Raw genomic sequence first — 21,753 nt, 5'->3', positions numbered from 1 at the left:
GGTTCGTGGGCTCCCGGACCAGGTGGGTTCCGGGGTTCCGAGTGGTGTAACACATCCTAACCGGCCGCTATTCCGCTCCCCCCGGGGCCCCGGGCAGCTCTCAGCCGGTGTGCGTGAGGTGGTGTCGACGCGTCGGTGTCAGCGCCCGAACCGGGCGAGGACGGGCGCCAAGGCCGCCTTGAGCTCCGGCGTGCGCAGGAGGGCGAGCACCGCGAGGTACACGGCGGCCATCGCCGCCCCGACGACGGCCATGGTGACGATGGCGCCGGGGATCGTGGCCGTCGGGAACCCCTCTTCGCTGACACCGCCGAGCAGCAGCAGCACGACGACTCCTACCACGGCCGCAGGCACGGCGGCGGCGATGAACCGGACCAGGCTCAGGACGATGCGTCGGCCGTCGAGACCCCCCAGCCGGCGCCGGAGCAGCAGCGCGGCGACCACGGTCTGTGCGATGCACGCGATCGTGATGGCGAGCGCGACGCCGGCACCCACCAGATGCGGTGGGAGGACCAGGAGCACGATCAGCGCCAGGAGGACGAACAGGAGGGTCTGGAACAGGGTGAAGAAGAAGGGCGTCTTCGTGTCTCCGAGGGCGTAGAAGGCGCGCTGGAGGACGAAGAGGATGCAGAAGGGCACGAGTCCGATCACGAACGCGATGATGATGCCGCCCATCGCCTGCGCCTGTTCGAACGTCTCGGCGAAGACACTGCCGAACGGCACGGCGACCACCATGATGACGGCCGCTGCGAGCACGATGAGGACGCTCACGACACGGATGGCCCCGGAGATGTCGGCCTGCAGCCGCTGGATGTCCCGTCCGCGATCGCGTGTGCCCTGCGCGTGCTCGCTCATCCGCGTGAAATAGGCCGTCGCGATCGAGACGGTGATGATCGAGTGCGGAAGCATGAAGATCAGCCAGGCGTAGTTGAGGATCGCGACCGAGGGTCCCTGCTTGCTCACGGAAGCGACGATCTGGGTCTCGACGATCCCCGCACCGGTCGTCAGGAGCAGCATGCCGAAGGTCCAGCTGGCGATCCGCCCGGTGGCGCGGAGGCCGACGCCTCGCCACTGGAAGTCCGGTCGGAAACGCAGTCCGGCCCGACGCCAGAACAGCATGAGGAAGGCGGCCTGGACGACGACGCCGAGGGTGGCGGAGCCTGCGAGGAGCACCGTTCGACCGTCGGTCCACTCGCTGACCGCGAGGTCGCCGCTGCCGTACAGCGTGATGAAGGCGATCAGCCCGGCGATCGCGATGACGTTGTTGAGCACCGGTGCCCAGGTGAACGGTCCGAACATCTTGCGTGCGTTCAGGACCTCCCCGAGGACGGTGTAGAGCGCGTAGAACAGGATCTGCGGGAGACACCAGTAGGCGAACGCCGTCGCGAGCGCGAATTGATCAGGCGACAGCGTCGCGGCGACGATGAACACGAACACGGGTGCGAGCAGGGTGATGAGCGCGGTGGCCCCGCCGATGAAGACGAGGGTGATGGTGACGAGCTTGTTGATGTACGCGTTGCCACCGTCGGCATGGATCCCCGCACGGACGATCTGCGGCACGAGCACGGCGCTGAGCACGCCGCCACCGATGATGACGTAGATCGTGTTCGGGAGCTGGTTGGCGATCGCGAAGGTGTCACCGATGACCAGGACGCCGATGGCCTGAGCCACGAGGATCGCTTTGACGAAGCCGAGCAGTCGAGAGACGAGAGTCCCCGAGGCGAGGAGCGCGCTCGCCCTGCCGATGCCGTCAGCCATTCGTCTCCTGTCGTCCGGGTGACGACTCTACCGGGGGCTCACCGCCGGGGGGCTGACCGCTGTCCGGAGCATCTGCGGGGGCGGCGGACGTGGTACCCGAGCCGCGTCGCTTGGCCCGACGGCTCAACACCATACGGACCACGCCGCTGACGAACAGCAGGGCGACGAGCAGGGCGAGGACGACGGCACCGATGCCCTCCCAGTCGGCGCGGACGTTCACGCCCACGAAGGACTGTTCACCGATCGCCTGCCCGCTGGTGCTGAAGAGTTGCAGACGGAGGGTGACGTCGCCGTTGCCGATCTGCGACTGCACGGGGACGAGCACGGTGGCGCGCGAGTCCGCGGCGATCTCCTGCGTCACGGAACCGGAGATGCTCAACCGACCGTTGCTCGGTGAGGCCTCCATGACCACGGTGACGGGATAGGGCAGGTCGTTGCGCACGGCGAACGGCAGGGACACCTCGCCGCCGACCATGTTGATGCGACTGCTGTCGGTGACGCGCACCGACGCGAGGACCGTGTCCGTCCGTTCCTGCTGCGCGGTGACCGCCGATCCCCAGTCACCCTCCGCACGCAGCCATCCGGCCGCGAGGCTGGAGAGCAGGGTGGCGCGCTCCCGTCCGGTCAGCAGCTCGGGTTCGTCGAGCACCGAGGAGAAGGCCGTGACGTCCTGTTCCTCGTCGAGGAGGACCTGCACGTCGGACACGCGTTCGCTGTCGGGTGCCATCGCCCCGAGCGTCGCCGCGGCCGGGGGCTCGGCGAGCGTCGCCGCCAGGGAGGTCTGCGCCGTGGCCGGCAGGGAGCGGAGCGCGTTCACGGTGTCGGCGAGGGCGGGCAGGGTCGCGTCCACTCCCCGAGGCAGCACGGCGACGACCGTTCCGCCGGACGAACCCTCGGTGCCGATGGCGGCCGCCCGCGCGTTCACGTCGGCAATGGCGCTCTCGAACGCCGCGTCCGTCGTGGCGGCGGCGGCGTCGCCCAGCGACTCGGCGAGGCCGTGGTCGGCCAGCAGCGTCTGCGCCGTGCCGACCGTCGCCGAGGCGCGCACGGACTGTCCGGTGTCGGTCGTGTTCGCGGAGTCGAGCATCGTGACCGTTCCGCCCGATGCGGCGAAGACGGCGAGATCCGCATCGGTCACCGCGCCTCCCGCCCACACGATGCTGGGGAGCGAGTAACTCCACCTGAGGAGCTCGTCCATCGTCGGAACGGTCGGCACCGCCTGGCCGGGCGTCTCGGAGGGGCTCGGTGTGGGTGTCGGCTCGTCCGACGGAGTGACTGCCGCCGACGGGTCGGACGCCGTGGCCGGCGAGGACCCCGCCTGCGGCGTCGGCTGGACGTCGTCGGGCCCGATGGTCGGCGACCCGGTCGGGGTGGGCGTCTCGGTCGGCTGCACGACGGGGAAGTCGGCGACGTTCAGGGCGAAGGAGAACGAACTCGGGGTCAGCAGTCGGTCGAGGCCGGCTTCGGCCTGTACAGCGGGTTCGGCGTCGCCGTACTGGAGCGCGAACGTCTCGTTCGGTGCGGCCTCGAGGCGGGCGAGCCAGGCGACGGCGCTCTCCGGTGCGCGCGTGCCGAGCGCGCGGACGGACGCGATGATGCGTGGGTCGATCCCGAGCGCGATCTGCTCGCCGAAGAGTGCGTCGAGCTGAGTCGTGAGCGCACCGTCGTCGGCCGTGAGCTCGGCGAGTTCGTCCGCATCGAGGAGTCCGCCGTAGCTGAGGGGCACGGTGAGCGGCGCCACGAGCGCGACGGTGGCTGACGTGGGTTGTCCTTGCGCCCGCCAGACCAGCGCCGTCCGACCTCCGGCTGCGGTGTCACCCGCGACGTAGCCGGCTGAGACACCGTAGGAACCCCACGCGTCGGTGTCGTCGAACCCTAGCGCCGGAGGCGTGAAGTCGAGCCCGCTGACGACGTACTGCTGTCCGGCGATGAGCTCGGGGATGTCGATCGTCCGTACCACGGTGGTGCCGGCGGGCGTCGCAGCGGCGTCCGCCCCGGTCGTGTCGAGCCAGGCGTCGAGCGCCGCGGTGCCCGTGATCCGCGCCGTGGTGACCGCCACGGACACGGAGCCGGCGGGGAGGTCGGCGTCGGTGCCGTTCGTGAGCGTGATGCCGAACGAGGTGAGGGACGAGGGTTCGACCGCTCCTCCGTCGCTCGGGCTCACCTCGACGGACACGAGGCCGTCGGGAGTCGATGCCGTGTTCGCGCTCAGCTCGGGCGAGGCGACTGCGCCGGAACCCGTGGACCATGCGCCGGCGGACACCACGGCGAACGACAGCGCGGCTGCGGCGAGGGCGCTGAGGAGGCGTGGGCGGTGGCGGTGGCGTGTCATGGGCGGTGGGGACGGTCCGCTCGGGCGGAGCCGTCCGGTGACGATTGTACGGGGGCCTCCCAGTCGAACCTGGGTGCTTGTGTCCTGGGAGACGCCGATGCGGAGGTCGCCGGGGTGTGAGGCGGCCTCGAGCCCTACGTCCGCGAGGTCGGGTCGGACGTCTCGGAGGAGTCCGTCCGGTCCACTCGTGCTCCGGCGTCGCCCGGTCGGTCCTCCCGGCGCCCCGCGCCGAGCGACAGGGTGGCGAGGAAGCCGACCGCCAGGAATCCTGCGGCCGCGAACGCCGCGAAGCGTGTGCCGTCCGACAGGGCGATCCTGGCGTCCTCGGCGACCGTCGCGGTCGCCGGGTTCGCGTCGAGACCGGCGATGGCGGCGCCCGAGCTGTCGACGACACTCGTCACGAGAGCGTCGCGCTGCGCGGTCGGCACACCGGCGTCCTCGAGTCGTCCGTCGAGGACCGACGCCGTGCTCACGAAGAGGATGGTCCCGAGGACGGCGATACCGAGTGCCGAGCCGATCTGCCTCGCCGTGCTCTGCGTCCCGGAACCCTGGCCGCTCTGCTCGACGGGCACGTCCTTCAGGACGACGCCCGTCAGCTGTGCGGTGGCGAGACCGACGCCGAAGCCGTAGACGAACAGGAACGGCACGATCGCGAACCATTCGGTCGCCGGCCCGACGACCAGCCCGATGCCCGCGACACCGATGATCTCCGCGACGATGCCGACGCGGACGATCAGGACGGGCGCGACCCGGTTGCCGAACGCGCCGGCGAACCCGCTCGCGACGAAGGAACCGATCGCGAGGGCCAGGAGGATCAGACCGGTCTGCAGCGCGCTGTAGCCGAGGACGAACTGGAGCCAGATCGGCAGCGAGAGGATGATGCCGAACTCCCCCAGCGAGACGATGAGGGCGGCGATGTTGCCGTTCCGGAACGACGGCAGCGAGAACAGGGAGAACGCGATGATCGTGCTGCGCCCCTGGCGCATCCGGTGGCGTCCCCAGAGGACGAACGCGACACCTGCGACGACCGTGACCATGAGGGCCACAGGTACCGGTGAGAGGCTGAACGGCCAGGTCCAGTCCCCGATGACGAGCGGGTTGTCCGTGAGCCACCACCCGAGACTCCGGCCCTCGATGAGTCCGTAGACGAGGGACGCGCTCGTCAGGATCGACAGGACGGCTCCGACGGCGTCGATGCGGTCGGTCGCGGGTTCTCGGGACTCCCCCACGAACAGGAGGAGTCCGACGATGATGAGGACGCCGAGCGGCACGTTGATCCCGAACGCCCAGCGCCAGGAGAAGTCGGTGGTGAGCCAGCCGCCGAGGAGCGGACCGACCGCCACCATGCCCCCGATCGTGGAGCCCCACACAGCGAAGGCGATCGCACGGTCGCGGCCTCGGAAGGTCGCGTTGATGATCGAGAGGGTCGTCGGCAGGATCATCGCGCCGCCGACGCCCTGGATGACCCGGGACAGGATCAGGAGGTCGCCCGTCGGCGCGATGGCGGCGAAGACGGAGGCTCCGCCGAAGACCACGACACCGACGAGCAGCATGCGACGACGGCCGAACCGGTCGGCGAGCGTGCCGAACACGATCAGCAGTGCGGCGAAGACGAGCGTGTAGGACTCCTGGACCCACTGCACCTGGGTCGAGGAGATCCCGAGGTCGTCGACGATCGACGGGATCGCCACGTTGACGATCGTCGAGTCGACGATGATGAGGGCGACGGCGATGCTGATGACGACGAGGCCGAACCATTTGCGACGGTCCGACGGCGAGCGCTCAGGCTTCGCGGAAGGCGTGGACTCCGTCATGCGCGGAAACGATCAGCTGGCTGCATATTCTGATTATGCGCCTTCTCGAGGCTGATGTCACACGGACGTCCGGCGGTCAGACGAGGAGCGGCTGCAGCTGACGCGAGCCGTCGATCAGGAGGTCGAGGAGTGCGGCGGGGCGCTCGATCCGCTCACTCGGTGCCGAGAGCGACAGCCCCGCGACGAGACCGCCGCGGTCGTCCCGGATCGGGACCACGAGGCAACCATGACCGGGCGTGACCTCACCCACTTGCCGTGCGTACCCGAGTCGTTCGACGTCGTGGATCAAGGGCTCGGCGTCCCGGAACGGCCGCTGGACGAGTCCTGACCAGTCGTATCCGCCGTGAGCGAGCTCGTGCAGGAGCAGACGCCCGATCGCGGAGGTGTCGAGACGCCTGACGATCCGCTGCTCGTCACTCAACGGGAAGTCGGGATCCGCATCCGCGATCCTGATCCGATCGCCCTCGTACCGTACGAGGTGGACGCCGCCTCGCACGCTCGACCGCAATCGTCCGATCACCTCGCGCGCAGCGAGCGGGGGTGGTGCTGGAGCGACGAGATGGGCGAGCTCGACGACCTTCCGTCCGAGCGCGAATCCACGGAGATCGGGCATGCGGACGAGGTATTCGTCCTGGACGAGGAGGTTGAGGAGTCGGTACGTGGTCGCCCTCGGCATGTCGAGTCCGGCCGAGACCTCCTGCGCCGTCACACCGGCACCGCATCGCGCGACCTCCTCGAGCACGGTGAGCGCGCTGTGCACGGCCTTCGGTTGTCGGGCGCGGAGCTCGCCCGAGCCGCTCACCGGGGCTCCGCGGACGGTCCGCCGAGCACGTCGGCGCTCACCGTCTCGTCGTAGACCCCCACGGTCGAACTCAGCCACGGTCGGCGTCGATGCCGGATCGCCCAGATCGCGATGCCGAGCGCCATCGTGATGAGGAACACCCAGACGCCGACAGCCCGCTCGCCGGCGCTCTCGACGACCAGATAGACGACGAGCGCGACGGACAGCAGCACCCCGGCCACCACCGCTCGGAGGAGCGGCCAGAGCGTCAGTTCCCCGATCCGCCAGAGGAAGACCGGGGCTGCGATGCAGACGAGGACGTAGGCGGTGATGTACCCGGCCGCGGCCACGACGATGAGGACCTGCATCGCCGCCCAGGCTCCTCCGGTCAGCACGAGCGCGAGCACCGAGACGGGCGTGACGATCGCCAGAGCCGTGATGATCGCCACATGGGGCGTACGGAACCGGCCGTGCGTGGTCCCGAGGCGCGACGGGAGGACCCCCTCTCGACCCATCGAGAACACGACCCGCGAGAACGCCGTGATGGAGGCGATCGCACAGGCGAGGAACGACGCCGCGACGGACAGGTCGAGCAGCAGCCCCATCCATTCGACGCCGAAGGCCAGCGCCAGGTCGTTGATGGGCGTCCGTGTCGCGGTGATGTCCTCCCCCAACGCCGCGAAGCCCGCCAGCTGACTGTACGAGGTGACGAGGAAGAGGAGACCCGCGCCGACGACGGTCCAGACCAGGGACCGGGGGATGCTCGCGAACGGCCGACGGGCTTCGACGCCGAGTGTCGAGGAGCTCTCGAATCCGACGAAGGCGGTCACGGCGAGGACCGATCCGACCGCGAGGTGCTCCGGGGAGGCGTCCAGCCCGAGCACGGCCCAGTCGGGCGTCGGTCCGAGCTGCGAGAGGAGCACGCCCACGAGGATGAGGATGGTCGCGACCGAGGCGCTCTCCACGATCAGGGTCACCCGGGTGGACAGGTGGATCCCGCGGACGAGCACGACGAGGCAGACGACGGCCATGCACACGAGGAGTGCGGAAACGACACCCGTCGAACTCGGCATACCGGGCCAGAACCGGTGCAGCAGGATCGACAGGTAGTACCCGGCACCGGCCAGGGCGAACATGGCGATGAAGCCGTACCCGATGAGCAGCGCGACGCCCGTGACGAAGGCCGCACCCGTTCCGAGCCCCTTCGACACGAAGGTGTACAGCGAGCCGGTTGCGGCGATGCGCTTCGCGAACACGTTCACGGTGGTGGCGACGAGCAATGACAGCAGCATCGCGATGGCGAGCGACCACATGGTCGCCCCGCCCGCGGTCACGGTGACGATCAACGGGATCGTCGTCGCAGCAGCGGACGGCGCCACCGCCGAGACGGACTGGGCGAACACGTCGATGAACCCGACACTGCGCCGCTGGAGGCCGTCGACCGGTGACCGGGACTCGAGACCGCGGACGCTCGGAGGATTGCTGATCGCGCGTTCCAGAGCCGTCACGTCCCTCACCTCCTCCTCGTCGTTCAGGCTAGGCGCGTCCCGTTGCACCGGCGTGGCGGGCGTGTTTCGGCTTCATGACCGTCAAATGAGACAGCGGTGTCGACCGGTCTCATTCGGTGCCGAGCAGGTGTTACGGCGACGAGACGAGGCGGCAACAGGAGACCGGGATGCTGGCCTCGTCCCGATACCGCCGCATTGCTCGAGGAGTGTCCATGACCGTCACGAAAGGTCCGGCCACCGATGCCGGACAGCCCACCCGGTCCCTGAAGGGATCGCTCGGCGTCACCGCCATCGTCTTCATGGTCGTCGCCGCGGCGTCGCCGTTGACGGTCGTCGGTGGAGCCGCACCGCTCGGCATCCTGCTCGGCAACGGGGTCGGGTTCCCGAGCATGTACGTCGTGTCCGCGGTGATCCTCCTGCTGTTCGCCGTCGGACTCTCGGCCATGACCCGGCATGTGCCCAAGCCGGGTGCCTTCTTCACCTTCGTCGGATACGGACTCGGCAAACCGGCCGGTCTCGCGTCGGCGTTCCTCGCCCTCCTGACCTACACGACCATACAGGTGTCGGTGTACGGCTACATCGGCTACCTGTTGAGCGTGACCTTCGCCGGTCTCGGCGCTCCGGAGATCCCCTGGTACCTCTACTCGCTCGCGTCGATCGCCGTCGTCGGTCTGCTCGGCTACCGCCACATCGACCTCAGCTCGAAGGTCCTCGGCGTCCTGCTCGTTGCGGAGGTCGGGATCGTCCTCGTCCTCGCCGGGGCGGTCATCGTGACCGGCGGTGCCGACGGGCTGTCGGCCGAGCCGTTCGTGCCCGAGCAGGTGTTCTCCGGGTCGCCCGGTGTCGGACTGATGTTCGCGATCGCGGCGTTCATCGGGTTCGAGGCGACCGCGATCTTCCGCGACGAGGCGAAGGACCCGTCCCGCACGATCCCACGGGCGACCTACATCGCGGTGATCGGGATCGGCCTGTTCTACACCCTCGCCTCCTGGGCGCTCGTCATGGCCTGGGGCCCGGACGACGTCCTCGCCGTGGCCGGTGAGGATCCCGGCGCGATGATCCTCCGCACCACCCTGCTCTACCTCGGCCCGGTCGGAGAGCTCGTCATCAACGTCCTCCTCATCACGAGCATGTTCGCCTGCGTCCTCTCCTTCCACAACGTCATCACCCGGTACCAGCACACGATGTCGAACGCCGGCGTCCTGCCGGGCCGGCTCGGCGGCGTCCACCCCAAGCACCTCTCGCCGCACACCTCGTCGCTCGTCCAGAGCGCCACCGCGGCGATCCTGATCGTCGTCTTCGCCGTGCTCGGTCTCGACCCCGTCCTGCAGGTGTTCACGTGGTTCGCCGGCGTCGCTACCCTCGCGATCGCGATCCTCATGGCGGTCACGAGCCTCGCGGTGATCGTGTACTTCGCTCGCACGAAGCAGGATCGGCGGGTGTGGAACACGGTCGTCGCACCCGGCCTCGGGTTCATCGGACTCGTCGGTTCGGCCGTCGTGATCGTCGTCTACTTCCCGATGCTGGTGGGAGACGTGGATGCGGGCGGCAACCCCGTGTTCGGAACCGTGAGCGCCGTCCTCCTCGCCCTCATCGCGGTCTGCCCCGTCGTCGGCCTCGTGCAGGCCGCGTACCTGCGTCGTCGTCGCCCGGCCGCCTACGCCGACGTCATGGACGCCATCGGCGGTTGACCATCCGACCCTTCCCCTCACCTTCCGAGACCAGCCGCATCACCGAACCAGGAGCCTCACGATGACCATCACCGACCCCACAAACCTGCGCAGCGCCGACGACGACGCCCCCGTCCAGCACCCGCTCGCCAGCCTGTCCGCACCCGAGTTCGACCGCATCCGCGACATCGTCACCGGCTTCGACGACTTCACCGAGACGACCCGGTTCGCCTACGTCGGCCTCGAGGAGCCCCACAAGCGGGCGGTGCTCGCCTGGCAGGCCGGCGACGGTCCACTGCCGGAACGCCTCGCCCGCGTGATGTTGCTCGACATGGCCACGGGTCGATCGACGGACAACGTGGTGTCCATCGACAGCGGGTCCCTGCTCAGCACGGTCGTGCTGGACGGCTCCCGCGGCCAACTGCCGATCCTCATCGAGGAGTTCGACGCCATCGCGGAGATCGTGGCGGAGGACGAGGGGTGGGTCGCCGCCCTCGCCGCCCGTGGCTGCACGGTCGACGAGGTGAAGGTCGTCCCGCTGTCGGCCGGCTTCTACGACTATCCCGAGGAGGTCGGGCGCCGGATCGTCCGGGTCCTCGCCTTCCGTCAGGACTACCCGGCCGACCACCCGTGGGCCCACCCCGTCGACGGACTGAGCGCCTATGTCGACACCGCGGCGCGGCGGATCACCCGGCTGATCGACGCGACTGCGCTGGCCATTCCGGCGGAGCCGGGGAACTTCGACGACCCGGCGGTCCAGGGTGCTCCGCTCTCCTCGCTCAAGCCGATCGTCATCACCCAGCCGGAGGGTCCGAGCTTCCAGGTCGACGGCGAGTTCGTCGAGTGGGGCAATTGGCGGTTCCAGGTCGGGTTCGACGTCCGCGAGGGCCTCGTCCTCCGTCAGCTGTCGTTCGACGACGCCGGCGAGGAACGACCGATCATCTACCGGGCGTCGATCAACGAGATGCTGGTCCCCTACGGCGACCCCTCCCCCGTGCGCTTCTGGCAGAACTACTTCGACACCGGCGAGTACCTGTTCGGCCGGTTCACGAACTCCTTGGCGCTCGGGTGCGACTGCGTGGGCGAGATCAAGTACTTCGACGCAGTCCTCGCCGATGAGCTCGGCAACCCGTTCACGATCGAGAACGGGATCTGCATGCACGAGGAGGACTTCGGCACCCTCTGGAAGCACTCCGACCTGTACACCGGCTCGAACGAGGTCCGGCGGTCGCGTCGGCTGGTCCTCTCCTTCTTCACGACCGTCGGCAACTACGACTACGGGTTCTACTGGTACCTGTACCTCGACGGCACCATCGAGTGCGAGTCGAAGCTGACGGGCATCCTCTTCACCTCCGCGTACCCCGGGCTCGACGCGGAGGGCGCCGACTACCCGTACGCCTCGGAGGTCGCGCCCGGGCTCGGTGGGCCCTACCACCAGCACCTCTTCTCGGCCCGTCTGGACATGATGGTCGACGGTCTGTCGAACGCGGTCGAGGAGGTGGACGCGGTCCGGGTGCCGATCGGGCCGGGGAACGAGCACGGCAACGCGTTCACGAAGCGGGTCACGCGGCTCAGCACGGAAGCGGGATCCGGACGCGTGGCGGACGGCTCGGCCGCTCGAGCCTGGCACATCGTCAACACGGAGAAGACGAACCGGATGGGACGCCCGACGGGGTACGTGCTGTACCCGCAGGAGTCGCCGACGCTCATGGCCGACGCGTCGTCGTCGATCGCCAAGCGGGCGGAGTTCGCGACGAAGCACCTCTTCGTCACGAAGTACGACCCGGCTGAACGATACGCGGCGGGCGACTTCGTCCACCAGAACCCGGGTGGCGACGGCATCACGCGGTTCATCGAGGGCGACGAGTCGATCGACGGCGAGGACATCGTGCTCTGGCACACCTTCGGACCGACGCACTTCCCCCGTCCAGAGGACTGGCCGGTGATGCCGGTGGACTACGCCCGGTTCACGCTCAAGCCCTACGGTTTCTTCGGCAAGAACCCGACCCTGAACGTCCCGCCGAACGAAGCGGTCGGGCACTGTTCGCACGACACCGGCGCCGCGCACGCGGGACACGGAGGTCACGACCAGGGCGCCGAGGAGCACTGTGGCCACGGGCACTAGGTCGCGGCGATGAGCGAGGTCCTCCACCTCGGGGCGCTCGTCCCGGCCGCCGTCGGCGCCTGTTGCACCGTCGGCGGCCGACGCGGACCCCTCGACCTCGTGGCCGCGATCGTCATGCTCGCGGCGATGCTCGACCTGGCGACCGGTGTCGGGATGCTGCATCCGTTGCTCTGGGCCGTCGTCCTGATCGTCCTCGCCGTCGCCTCGGCGGTCCGGCTGCGGTCCATCGCCGGGCTGCCGTCTCCGGTCGACGACGCTGTGTCGCTCGCCGTCACGCGCCACCGTGCGGCGATGACCGTGCACACCTCAGGCGGTCTCGTCATCATGGCGGCGCTCGTGTGCACCATGGCGGGTCATGCCGCCGGGAGTATATATGCCGGATCGGGTATACACCCGGCAGGCCATCAGTTCGGAACCAGTGCCCTCCCCGCCGTGCTCCTGGCGGGCGGCATGGCGGGGTTCGTCGCCCTGTCCACGCGGCTGGCGGTCGAGACGGCTCGACGGCGTGAGCGGGTCGTGGTCGTCGAGGTGGTGAGCATGACGGTCTCCGTCGTCACCATGGGGCTCGCCGCGGCGCTGTGACCTGGGCGGCGGCGTCGATCTACTCGGCGTCGTCGCCCTCCCACGGCGGCCGGGCTACCTTGCCGGACATCCGCCATACCGCTCGGGTCAACTCGGGGTGCACGCGGGCGATCTCACGGAGTACCTCGTACTCCAAGTGGTCCGCGTTGTCGCGGTGGTCCTGGGCGTCGTCGAGCGACGAGTACCCGGCGAGCCGCGCCATCGCGTGCTGGGCGGCCAGACCCCGGGCGTGCAGCGCGTCGTCCCGGAGGACGGCGACGACGAGCTCGTCGACCGTCGGCATCGAGGGCAGGAAGTCCCAGGGGTCCTCACCGTCGCGGGCGCGGTGCTCGATGATCACCTCGCGCTCGAGCTGTGCGTCGCGGCGCAACCTGGGGAGGTCGACGGCCTGCAGATCCACGTACCCTCCTCGCTCCGGCGCACCCCGCGGCGCGCACTCGGGTATCAAGGGTACGCCCGGTATCGGTGGACCATGCCGTCAAGGCGCAGCTCCCTCGCGGCCGAGGCTGGTACCGCAGGACCACCGATGTCGTCCGATCGGCGGATGCCGGGGTCGCATCAGGTCCATCCTCATGCGGATGTGGTCGGTGGCGGCGCTCCATAGCGTGGAGTGGGGCGGATCGCGCCCACTCCGCGACCGAGAGGCCCGTCCTTCCATGTCATTCCTCACGAGGCTCAGCCTCGCCAATCGACTGATCGTCGGCCTCATCACCGCGGCGATCGTGGCCTTCGGACTCTTCGCGGTCGGTTCCTTGAAGCAGGAACTGCTGCCGTCCGTGCAGCAGCCGGGTGCCGTCGTGGCCGCGACCTACCCCGGCGCCTCACCGTCGTCGGTGGAGCGCGAGGTCACGAAGCCCGTCGAGCAGGCGGTGCAGGGGGTCAAGGGCGTCACCGGCGTCACCTCGACGTCGGTCAGCGGTTCCACGTCCGTGCAGGTGAGCTGGGACTTCGGCCAGGACGACGAGAAAATCGTCGGTGACATCCGCAGCGCCCTCGCCGGCTTGAAGAGCACGCTTCCGAACGACACGACCACCGAGGTCTATGCCGGTGGAAGCGAGGACATCCCCGTGCTGCAGCTCGCGGTCGCGTCCGAGGACGAGTCCGGTGAGTTCGCGGGCAAGGTCGAGAGCACGGTGCTCCCCGCGCTCCGTGGGATCGCCGGCGTGCGTCAGGTCGATCTCGCCGGTGAGAACGCCACGCAGCTCGTCATCACGATGCGTCCGGCCGACCTCGCGGCCAAGAAGGTGACCGCGGAGGAGGTCATGGCGGCCGTCCAAGCGAGTGGTGTCATCACGGCTGCCGGGACGAGTGTCGACGCCGGCAAGGAGCTCTCGATCGAGGTCGGCTCGCCCGTCGGCTCGCTGGCCGAGGTGCAGGCCCTGCCAATCCAGCACGAGGACGGGCCCTTCGCGCTCTCCGCCGTCGCGGACGTGGAGCTCGTGCCCGCAGCCGAGACCTCCATCGCCCGGGCGGACGGTCTCCCGTCGCTGTCGCTCACCATCCTCAAGGACCCGTCGGCCAACGCCGTCCAACTCGCCCACACCATCCGTGACGCCCTCCCCGGGCTGGAGCAGGAGCTCGGCTCGGGTGCGGCGTTCACCGTCGTCTTCGACCAGTCGCCGATGGTCGAGCAGTCCATCCACGACCTCTCCGTCGAGGGCGGGCTCGGGCTGTTGTTCGCGATCATCGTGATCCTGGTCTTCCTGCTGTCGATCCGGTCCACGATCATCACGGCCGTGTCGATCCCGCTCTCCCTCCTCATCGCGATGATCGGTCTGTGGATCGGCGACTACTCGCTCAACATCTTCACGCTCGCAGCGCTGACCGTCGCGGTCGGGCGGGTGGTCGACGACTCGATCGTGGTGATCGAGAACATCAAACGTCGGCACACCGGGCGGGCGATGACGACCACGAGTGTCGTCGAGGCGGTCCGCGAGGTCGCCGGGGCCGTGACCGCGTCGACGATCACGACCGTGGCCGTGTTCCTCCCGGTCGCCTTCGTCGGCGGGACGGTCGGCGAGCTGTTCCGACCGTTCGCCGTCACCGTGTCGGTCGCGCTCATCGCGTCGCTCGTGGTGTCGCTCACGATCGTGCCGGTGCTCGCCTACTGGTTCATGCGAGGCTCCTCCGCCCCGGTTGTGGGCAAGGTCACCGACGAGGCGTCCGTCGTCGAGGACGAGTCCGAGGCGTACTCCAAGCTCCAGCGCGCCTACCTGCCGGTCCTGCGCACCGCCTTGAAGCGTCCGGTCGTGACCCTGCTCGTGGCCGCGGTCGTGTTCGCCGGGACGATCGTCTCGGCCGGGTTCCTGAAGACCGACTACCTCGGCGACATCGGGGGCGAGAACACCGTCACGGTCACGCAGGAGCTCCCCGAGGGGACGAGCCTCGACGTGACCAGCGACGCGGCCGCGGCCGTCGAAGCGGTCCTCGCGAAGACCGCCGGCGTCTCCGGATACCTGACAACCGTCGGTGGGAACGGCTCGAGCAACACGGCACAGATCAGCGTGACCGTCGGTGAGGAGAGCTCACGTGAGGGCGTCGCCGACACCATCCGGGACGCCGTGGCGAAGCTCGACGACGTGGGCGAGGTCACCGTCGGTGACGCCGGAGGCGGCTTCACCGGTGGCGGAGGCGGCATGGAGGTCACACTGCAGGGTGAGGACCCCGTGGCGCTCGCCACAGCTGCGGCCGCGGTGCAGGACATGCTCGGCGGTACGGACGGCCTCCGCGATGCGACGAGCGACCTCGCCGACGAGCAAGGTCTGCTCAAGGTGAACGTCGACCGCGCCGCCGCCGCCCGGTACGGCTTCACGCAGGAGCAGGTCGGCCAGGCCATCGCCAGTGCGCTCCGCGGCACGCCGATGGGTTCGGTCATCCTCGAGGGCTCGTCTCGCGACATCATCGTGCGGTCGCAGCGGGTCGGCACGACACCGGCCGAGATCGCCGCGCTCCCCCTTCCGGTCAGCGCGCTGCAGCAGGCCGCGGCTCAGAAGGCCGCGACCGACGCCCTCACGGCCGAGCAGGACGAGGCCACCCAGCGTGCGAAGGACGAGGCGGCATCCCAGGCCGCGACCCAGCGCTCGGAACTCCAGGAGGCCCGCTCGACCGCGGCGTCGCAGCTCGACGCCCTGCGGGCTCAGCTGAGCGCGTTGCAAGCGGCTCCCGTCGAGGTGCCACCGGTCACGCCCACGACACCGGAGGAGGAGGCGGCACGGCAGGCCTATGAGGCCCGCGCCGCCCAACTCGTCGGGCTGAGCGACGCCATCTCCCAGCTCCAGGGTTCGATCACGACCATCGACGAGCAGCTGACCGCGATGCGGGACGCCGAGAGCGAGGCGGCCGAGCAGCAGGCGGAGGCGGACCGCCTCACCCAGGCGCAGAAGGACCTCGCCAACGTCAGCGCCGTCCCGATCCCGGTCAGCGCCGTCGCGCAGGTGGGCGAGGAACGCGCCGCAGCGGCGATCACGCGCATCGACGGCGTCCGGACCGTGACCGTGTCGGCGACGCCGACGGGTGACGACCTCAGCGCGACGACGCTCGCCGTCCGGGAGGGCCTCGACGGCCTGGACCTGCCGAGCGGGGTCACCGCCTCGGTCGGTGGTGTCGCCCAGGACCAGGAGGAGTCGTTCGCGCAGCTCGGCCTCGCGATGCTCATCGCGATCGTGCTCGTCTTCATCGTCATGGTGGCGACGTTCCGGAGCCTCCTGCAGCCGCTCATCCTGCTGGTCTCCGTGCCCTTCGCGGCGACCGGCGCGATCGCGGCCCTGCTCATCACGGGGACCCCGCTCGGCATCCCGTCGATGATCGGCCTCCTCATGCTCATCGGCATCGTCGTCACGAACGCGATCGTCCTCATCGACCTGGTCAACTCGTACCGGGCTCGGGGCGACGGCATCGACGACGCGGTCCTGCACGGAGCCCGACTCCGTCTGCGGCCGATCATCATGACCGCCTGCGCGACGATCTTCGCGCTCGTGCCGATGTCGCTCGGCCTCACCGGCGGTGGGGTGTTCATCTCGCAGTCGCTCGCGATCGTCGTGATCGGCGGCCTGGTGTCGTCGACGCTCCTGACGCTCATCCTCGTGCCCGTGCTGTACCTGCTGCTGGAGCGCCGGACCGAGCGCCGTCTGGCGAAGCGCGAGCGGAAGCGCACGGCGAAGGCCGCGCAGCGCGAGGTCGAGGAGCACGACGAGCAGACCGATGAGGACCTCGACGCGATCCTCACCACGGATCGCTGACGGCGGCTGCAGGGTGGGCGGCTCGGCCCACCCCGCAGCTGGCACACTGGTGGGCGTGGACCAGCGACTGATCGACCTCCTCCGTTCCGACCTCGATGCGGCCGGGTACACGGTGGAACGGGTGCGTGGTCTCTGGGGTGAGACGGCCGAGGCCGCCCTGCACCGCTCCAACCGGGTCGTGGCGATCCGCTCGCTCGACGAACGCCGCCGGACGGCGGGAGCGGAACCGCTCGCGACACTGGCGACACTCTTCGTGCTCGGTGTCGCCGTGGGGGCCGATGACGCGACGCGTGCTCTGCCGTCGCTCGGTCTCGACGGCGCGGTGGCGCTCGGTCTCGTCGGTTTGAGCGACGACGGATCGGTCGCCCCGGCCATCGACCTGCGTCCGTACGCCTGGGTCGACGCCAACGGGAGCGGTGCCTGGTGGATCGCCTCCGACCTGGGCGAGCTCGCTCTGGGTCATGAGCTCGGCGAGGAGCACGTCCTCGGGGTCGGCGGCGCATCGATGACCCTGAGCGGCATCATCCTCCCCGAGCGGATCGGAACGGCACTGGACCTCGGTACCGGGTGCGGCATCCAGGCGCTCCACCTGTCGCGGATCGCCGATCACGTGGTCGCGACGGACATCTCCGAACGGGCCCTCGAGCTCGCCGCACTCAACGCGCACCTGAACGGCATCGACTCGATCGAATTCCGCCACGGCAGCATGTTCGAACCCGTCGCCGGTGAACGGTTCGACCGCATCGTCTCCAACCCCCCGTTCGTCATCACCCCGCGTGCCGAGGGCGTGCCGAGCTACGAGTACCGCGACGGCGGTCTCGTCGGCGATGCGCTCGTCGAGTCAGTGTTTCTCGAGGCCGCCCGGCACCTGACGCCCGGCGGCGTGGCGCAGTTCCTCGGGAACTGGGAGTACCGCGACGGCGCCGACGGGCTCGAGCGCGTCGCCGAGTGGGTGGATCGCAGTCCGGAACCGGTCGACGCCTGGGTCATCGAGCGCGAGGTGCAGGATCCGGCCGAATACGCGGAGACCTGGATCCGGGACGGTGGCACCCGCCTCGGAACGCCGGAGTTCGAGCGCCTCGCGGGAGCCTGGCTCGACGACTTCGCGGCTCGGGCTGTGACCGGCGTCGGCTTCGGGTATGTCCTGCTCCGTCGATCGGACCCGTCCACTCCGCTGCGCCGTTTCGAGCGGCTGCACGGGCAGGCGGGTTCGAACGCCGCCGGGCTCGGTGCGCACCTCGCCGTGTGTCTCCTCGCACACGACTGGCAGGTCGCGCTCGACGACGAGCAGCTGCTCGGCGAACGCGTCATCCTCGCGGGCGACGTCACCGAGGAGCGCCACTACTGGCCCGGGGACGAAGACCCGACGGCGATGACCCTGCGGCAAGGTGGCGGCTTGGCCCGCTCGGTGGGCATCGACACGGGCCTGGCGGGGCTCGTCGGCGCCTGCGACGGCGAGTTGACCCTGGGAGCCATCATCGACGCGATCGCCCAGCTCGTCGAGGTCGATGCGGCGGAACTCCGCGCCGAACTCCTCCCCCGGGTCCGCGCACTGCTGGACGACGGCATCCTCCTGCCGAGCTCCTGAGGTGTTCCGGCACGTCGGCCTTACTCGTAATGGAAGCGTGCCTGGGCGATGAGGACGCCGTCGTCCGTGAGGCGGTAGACCAGTCGATGTTCGTCGGTGATCCGTCGTGACCAGAATCCCTGGAAGCCGTGCTTGAGCGCCTCAGGTTTGCCGATGCCCTCGTTGCCGTTCCGGATGATGTCCTTCAGGAGGAGATTGATCCGTTTGACGATGCGCCGATCCTGTTGCTGCCAGTGGCAGTAGTCCTCCCAGGCGGCGTCGGACCAGATGAGCCGCACGCCGACTACTCGACCAGGTCGTGCTCGGTGCCCGCGCCGGCCTCGAGGTCGTCGATGGCCTGGAGGAGCCGACGTGCGTTCGACGGCGTGCGGAGCAGATACGCCGATTCCTTCAAGGACTCGTAGTCGTCGAGCGCGACGATCACGACCGGGTCGCGCCCCGCTCTGGTGATGATCACCTCCTCGCGGTCGTCGAGGACCGAATCGAGGGTGGCCGCGTAGTTCGCGCGGGATTCCGAATAACTGAGGGTACGCATCGACATCCTCCAAGTACAACAAACTGTACGTCGGCTCGCTGGAGTTGTCCACAGCCCCGACAGGGTGCCGGTTCGGGCGGTCTTCCAGGTGATGGCGATAGTCTGCCGTGTCGGACCGACCGACGCCGCCGACGAAAGCGACCACCCTCCATGCCGGAGAGCCCACTCTCAGCCAGCCCGTACGAGGTGCTCGGCGTGAGCACGACGGCGACGCAGGACGAGCTCCGGAGGGCCTACCGACGGCTCATGCGCGAGACCCACCCCGACCTCGGCGGAAGCGCGCGACAGTTCAACGCCGTCCAGCTCGCCTGGGAGCGCGTCGGAACCGAGCAGGACCGGGCCGCCTACGACCGCGGGCGCAACGTGCCGTCCTCCGACACGGGCGACGACGACGCTCCGACCTGGTCGGCGTCGACCACTGGTCGGTCGGGTACGCAGCGCGCCGACTCACGCCCTCGCGCTCGCGCCTACGGGCACCCCGGCGGAGACTCGCGCGAGGCCTACCTCGGGCTCATCCGGGAGTGGGTCGGCCGTGGTGTCCCGCTCGACGACCCCTACGACCCGAAGCTCGTCCGCTCGGCACCGCGCGAGATCCGGCACCAGTTGGCCAACGCGCTCGCCGAGGAGCAGACGGCGCGCACCGTGGCGACGCTCGGCATCGGATACACGGTCTGGCACGACGTCCTGGCGCCGGGCGAGGCGAAGCTCGACCACGTCGTCCTCGGCCCGACCGGCCTCTTCGCGGTCAAGTCGGAGGACTGGGGTGGGCCGGTCCGGGTGCACCGTGGAGAGGTCGTCGGCGAGACGCTCGATCCTCGCGAGGAGCCCGTCCGGTCGATCGTGCGCTCGGCGCGGACCGTCGCGAAGGCGGCGCGGGTGAAGTTCACGGCTTCCGTCATCGTCGTGCCGGACGGCGCCACCCCGGAGTCGGTGGAGTTCATCGGTCGCAAGCATCCGGTCACGGTCCTCGTCGAGCGCGCCCGCCTGGCCGACCTCCTCCGCACCGGCCTCCCGGGCGTCGACCGCATGGGTGGCAACCAGTTGTTCGACATCCGCACGCGCCTGCAGCAGACCATCCGCTTCGTCGGCCTCTGACACGCGCCGCGACACGGCACGGGAGGAATCCCCTCCAGCCCCACTCGGGGACCTTGTGCCGTCGTGCTCCAGGGCCCAGCATCAGGGCATGACGTCTCCCGCGGGCTGGTATCCCGATCCCGAGCAGACCGGCCAGCAACGATGGTGGACCGGAGTCGGCTGGGGTGGGCAACGCATGCCGGCGGCCGTTCCCGCTCCCCCGGCCGCCGCCCCTGCCGCTGTACCGGCTGCGGCCGGGGCCACCCGGACGCGCCGCCTCGGCCCGCTCCACATCGTCCTGCTCAGCCTCGTCGGAGCACTGTTGCTCGTCAGCGCCGTCGGTGGCGCGTTCTGGGCGATGCTCGCACTCGTCGCCCTGGTGGCCGTGGTGATCGGCGTGGTCGCGCTCGTCCGTGGTCGCGTCTCCTCCCTCGGGATCCGCAACCGCGGGATCGCGGCCGCGGTGATCGGAGCGGCCCTGTGCGTGTTCGTCGTGGGCGGGAGCGCCAATGCGGCCATCCACCCGGTCGGGAGCCGGCCCGCGGCACTGCTGTCGGCTCCGGAGGGGACGTCCGTCGCCAAGCCGAGTGCCACGCCGTCCCCCACCCCGACCGACGTCGTCACCGAGGTGACGGAGGTCGTGGAGATCCCGTTCGCCGTGACCGAGGTCCAAGACCCGAACATCGACGTCGGCCAAGTCGTCGTGACGACGACGGGCGTCCCCGGACAGCAGACGAACACCTACCGCGTCACCACGCGAGCCGGGGCCGAGATCGCTCGAGAGCTCGTCGCGCAGCTCGTGTCGGTCCAAGCGGTCGCGCAGGTCACGTCCGTCGGGACGCGACAACCCGCTCCGCCGCCTCCCGCTCCCGTCGCCGAGCCGGCCGGCGGAGGGTGCGACCCGAACTACGAGGGGCAGTGCGTTCCGGTCGCGAGCGACGTCGACTGCGCCGGCGGAAGCGGCAACGGGCCGGCGTACACGCCCGGCCCGGTGTACGTCGTCGGGAGCGACGTCTACGACCTCGATCGGGACGGCGACGGCATCGCCTGCGACACCTGAGCAACCCCGTTCGCGCTCGGCGGAAGCCCGGGTCCGCGAGGTGGAGCCGAGCGTATCGTCGCTGGCGAGGCGCCGGACGGTGCCTCGACGCTGACGGATTGGAGCGACGATGAGCGCAGCACTCAACGGCAAGCAGGTGGCCTTCCTGCTCACGGACGGCTACGAGGACAGTGAACTGACGAGCCCCTGGGAGGCGGTCACCGGAGCCGGAGCGACCGCCCGACTGGTGTCGCCCGCCACCCAGGACGTGACCGGCAAGAACGGACACGCCCAGCCCGTCGACGTCGCGGTCGCCGAGGCGTCCTCCGACGACTACCACGCACTCGTGCTGCCGGGCGGCGTCGTCAACGCGGACGACCTCCGCGTGGACGAGTCCTCGGTCGCCTTCGCGAAGGCGTTCTTCGAGCAGGGCAAGCCGGTCGGGGTGATCTGCCACGGCGCCTGGATCCTCATCGAGGCGGACGTCGTCCGCGGTCGCGAACTCACGAGCTACCCGAGCCTCAAGACGGATCTGCGCAACGCGGGTGCATCCTGGGTGGACGAGGAGGTCGTCGTCGACCAGGGACTCGTGTCGAGCCGGACGCCCGACGACCTCCCGGCCTTCAACGCGAAGCTCGTCGAGGAGATCGGCGAAGGCGAGCACGAGGGCCAGCACGCCTGACTCCGGTCGCAGCGCGACGCACGAACGGGC

Annotated in this window: 16 protein-coding genes; 8 read left to right on the top strand and 8 right to left on the bottom strand. The window is 69.7% G+C overall.

From position 1 onward, the window contains the following. Positions 1–138 precede the first annotated feature (138 nt). The 5 genes from murJ to IFU11_RS17500 all read right to left on the bottom strand — a co-directional run bounded on the left by murJ (position 139) and on the right by IFU11_RS17500 (position 8,190). Entirely contained in the window at positions 139–1,755 is a 1,617-nt protein-coding gene (gene murJ / locus IFU11_RS17520) for a murein biosynthesis integral membrane protein MurJ (protein ID WP_192019787.1), read from the bottom strand. Next, positions 1,748–4,087, bottom strand: coding sequence for a DUF6049 family protein (locus IFU11_RS17515; protein ID WP_192019786.1), 2,340 nt, complete (start codon positions 4,085–4,087; stop codon positions 1,748–1,750). The genes murJ and IFU11_RS17515 overlap by 8 nt, the downstream gene beginning before the upstream one ends. Positions 4,088–4,221: 134 nt before the next feature. Then, positions 4,222–5,901 carry a DHA2 family efflux MFS transporter permease subunit gene (locus IFU11_RS17510; RefSeq protein ID WP_192019785.1) on the bottom strand — a complete coding sequence of 560 codons (1,680 nt, stop codon included), beginning with the start codon at positions 5,899–5,901 and terminating at the stop codon, positions 4,222–4,224. Positions 5,902–5,977: 76 nt separating this feature from the next. Next, the gene (locus IFU11_RS17505) at positions 5,978–6,703 is read right to left on the bottom strand and encodes an IclR family transcriptional regulator (protein WP_137242941.1); all 726 of its coding nucleotides are present in this window, start codon (positions 6,701–6,703) and stop codon (positions 5,978–5,980) included. Beyond that, positions 6,700–8,190: an APC family permease gene (locus IFU11_RS17500; RefSeq protein ID WP_192019784.1), complete on the bottom strand. Its 1,491-nt coding sequence runs from the start codon at positions 8,188–8,190 to the stop codon at positions 6,700–6,702. Before IFU11_RS17500 ends, IFU11_RS17505 begins: the two co-directional genes overlap by 4 nt. A 212-nt stretch (positions 8,191–8,402) precedes the next feature. Here IFU11_RS17500 and IFU11_RS17495 point away from each other — a divergent pair, with 212 nt between their 5' ends. From IFU11_RS17495 to IFU11_RS17485, 3 genes are all read left to right on the top strand, one after another. Continuing rightward, the gene (locus IFU11_RS17495; protein ID WP_086472465.1) at positions 8,403–9,881 is read left to right on the top strand and encodes an APC family permease; all 1,479 of its coding nucleotides are present in this window, start codon (positions 8,403–8,405) and stop codon (positions 9,879–9,881) included. A gap of 61 nt (positions 9,882–9,942) precedes the next feature. Beyond that, complete coding sequence (locus IFU11_RS17490; protein WP_192019783.1) at positions 9,943–11,985, top strand: primary-amine oxidase; 2,043 nt, start codon at positions 9,943–9,945, stop codon at positions 11,983–11,985. A gap of 9 nt (positions 11,986–11,994) precedes the next feature. Beyond that, on the top strand, positions 11,995–12,567 hold the full coding sequence (locus tag IFU11_RS17485) for a hypothetical protein (protein ID WP_191939945.1): 573 nt from the start codon (positions 11,995–11,997) through the stop codon (positions 12,565–12,567). A 19-nt stretch (positions 12,568–12,586) separates the two neighbouring features. Here IFU11_RS17485 and IFU11_RS17480 read toward each other — a convergent pair whose 3' ends face one another. Further along, a complete protein-coding gene (locus IFU11_RS17480) occupies positions 12,587–12,967 on the bottom strand; it encodes a hypothetical protein (RefSeq protein WP_064294055.1) in 381 nt (126 codons plus the stop codon). 256 nt (positions 12,968–13,223) lie between these two features. Between IFU11_RS17480 and IFU11_RS20410 the strand changes: the two genes are divergently transcribed. Both IFU11_RS20410 and IFU11_RS17470 read left to right on the top strand, forming a co-directional pair. After that, entirely contained in the window at positions 13,224–16,805 is a 3,582-nt protein-coding gene (locus IFU11_RS20410; RefSeq protein ID WP_244631905.1) for an efflux RND transporter permease subunit, read from the top strand. Continuing rightward, on the top strand, positions 16,768–18,393 hold the full coding sequence (locus IFU11_RS17470; protein ID WP_192019782.1) for a DUF7059 domain-containing protein: 1,626 nt from the start codon (positions 16,768–16,770) through the stop codon (positions 18,391–18,393). The genes IFU11_RS20410 and IFU11_RS17470 overlap by 38 nt, the downstream gene beginning before the upstream one ends. Before the next feature lie 20 nt (positions 18,394–18,413). Here the strand turns inward: IFU11_RS17470 and IFU11_RS17465 are convergent, their stop codons facing one another. Both IFU11_RS17465 and IFU11_RS17460 read right to left on the bottom strand, forming a co-directional pair. After that, positions 18,414–18,671, bottom strand: a complete 258-nt coding sequence (locus IFU11_RS17465) for a Txe/YoeB family addiction module toxin (protein ID WP_064294057.1) — start codon at positions 18,669–18,671, stop codon at positions 18,414–18,416. A gap of 5 nt (positions 18,672–18,676) precedes the next feature. Continuing rightward, positions 18,677–18,928: a type II toxin-antitoxin system Phd/YefM family antitoxin gene (locus tag IFU11_RS17460; RefSeq protein ID WP_064294058.1), complete on the bottom strand. Its 252-nt coding sequence runs from the start codon at positions 18,926–18,928 to the stop codon at positions 18,677–18,679. Between the two features lie 150 nt (positions 18,929–19,078). Here IFU11_RS17460 and IFU11_RS17455 point away from each other — a divergent pair, with 150 nt between their 5' ends. From IFU11_RS17455 to IFU11_RS17445, 3 genes are all read left to right on the top strand, one after another. Beyond that, positions 19,079–20,023, top strand: coding sequence for a J domain-containing protein (locus IFU11_RS17455; protein ID WP_192019781.1), 945 nt, complete (start codon positions 19,079–19,081; stop codon positions 20,021–20,023). Between the two features lie 88 nt (positions 20,024–20,111). Then, the gene (locus IFU11_RS17450) at positions 20,112–21,062 is read left to right on the top strand and encodes a G5 domain-containing protein (protein WP_192019780.1); all 951 of its coding nucleotides are present in this window, start codon (positions 20,112–20,114) and stop codon (positions 21,060–21,062) included. 109 nt (positions 21,063–21,171) lie between these two features. Next, a complete protein-coding gene (locus IFU11_RS17445; protein ID WP_192019779.1) occupies positions 21,172–21,723 on the top strand; it encodes a type 1 glutamine amidotransferase domain-containing protein in 552 nt (183 codons plus the stop codon). Positions 21,724–21,753 lie beyond the last annotated feature (30 nt).

This window comes from Plantibacter sp. CFBP 8804 (assembly GCF_014841225.1).
Lineage (GTDB): Bacteria > Actinomycetota > Actinomycetes > Actinomycetales > Microbacteriaceae > Plantibacter > Plantibacter auratus.
The sequence above is the reverse complement of the archived record's forward strand: the minus strand, read 5'-3'. Positions and strand labels throughout refer to the sequence as shown.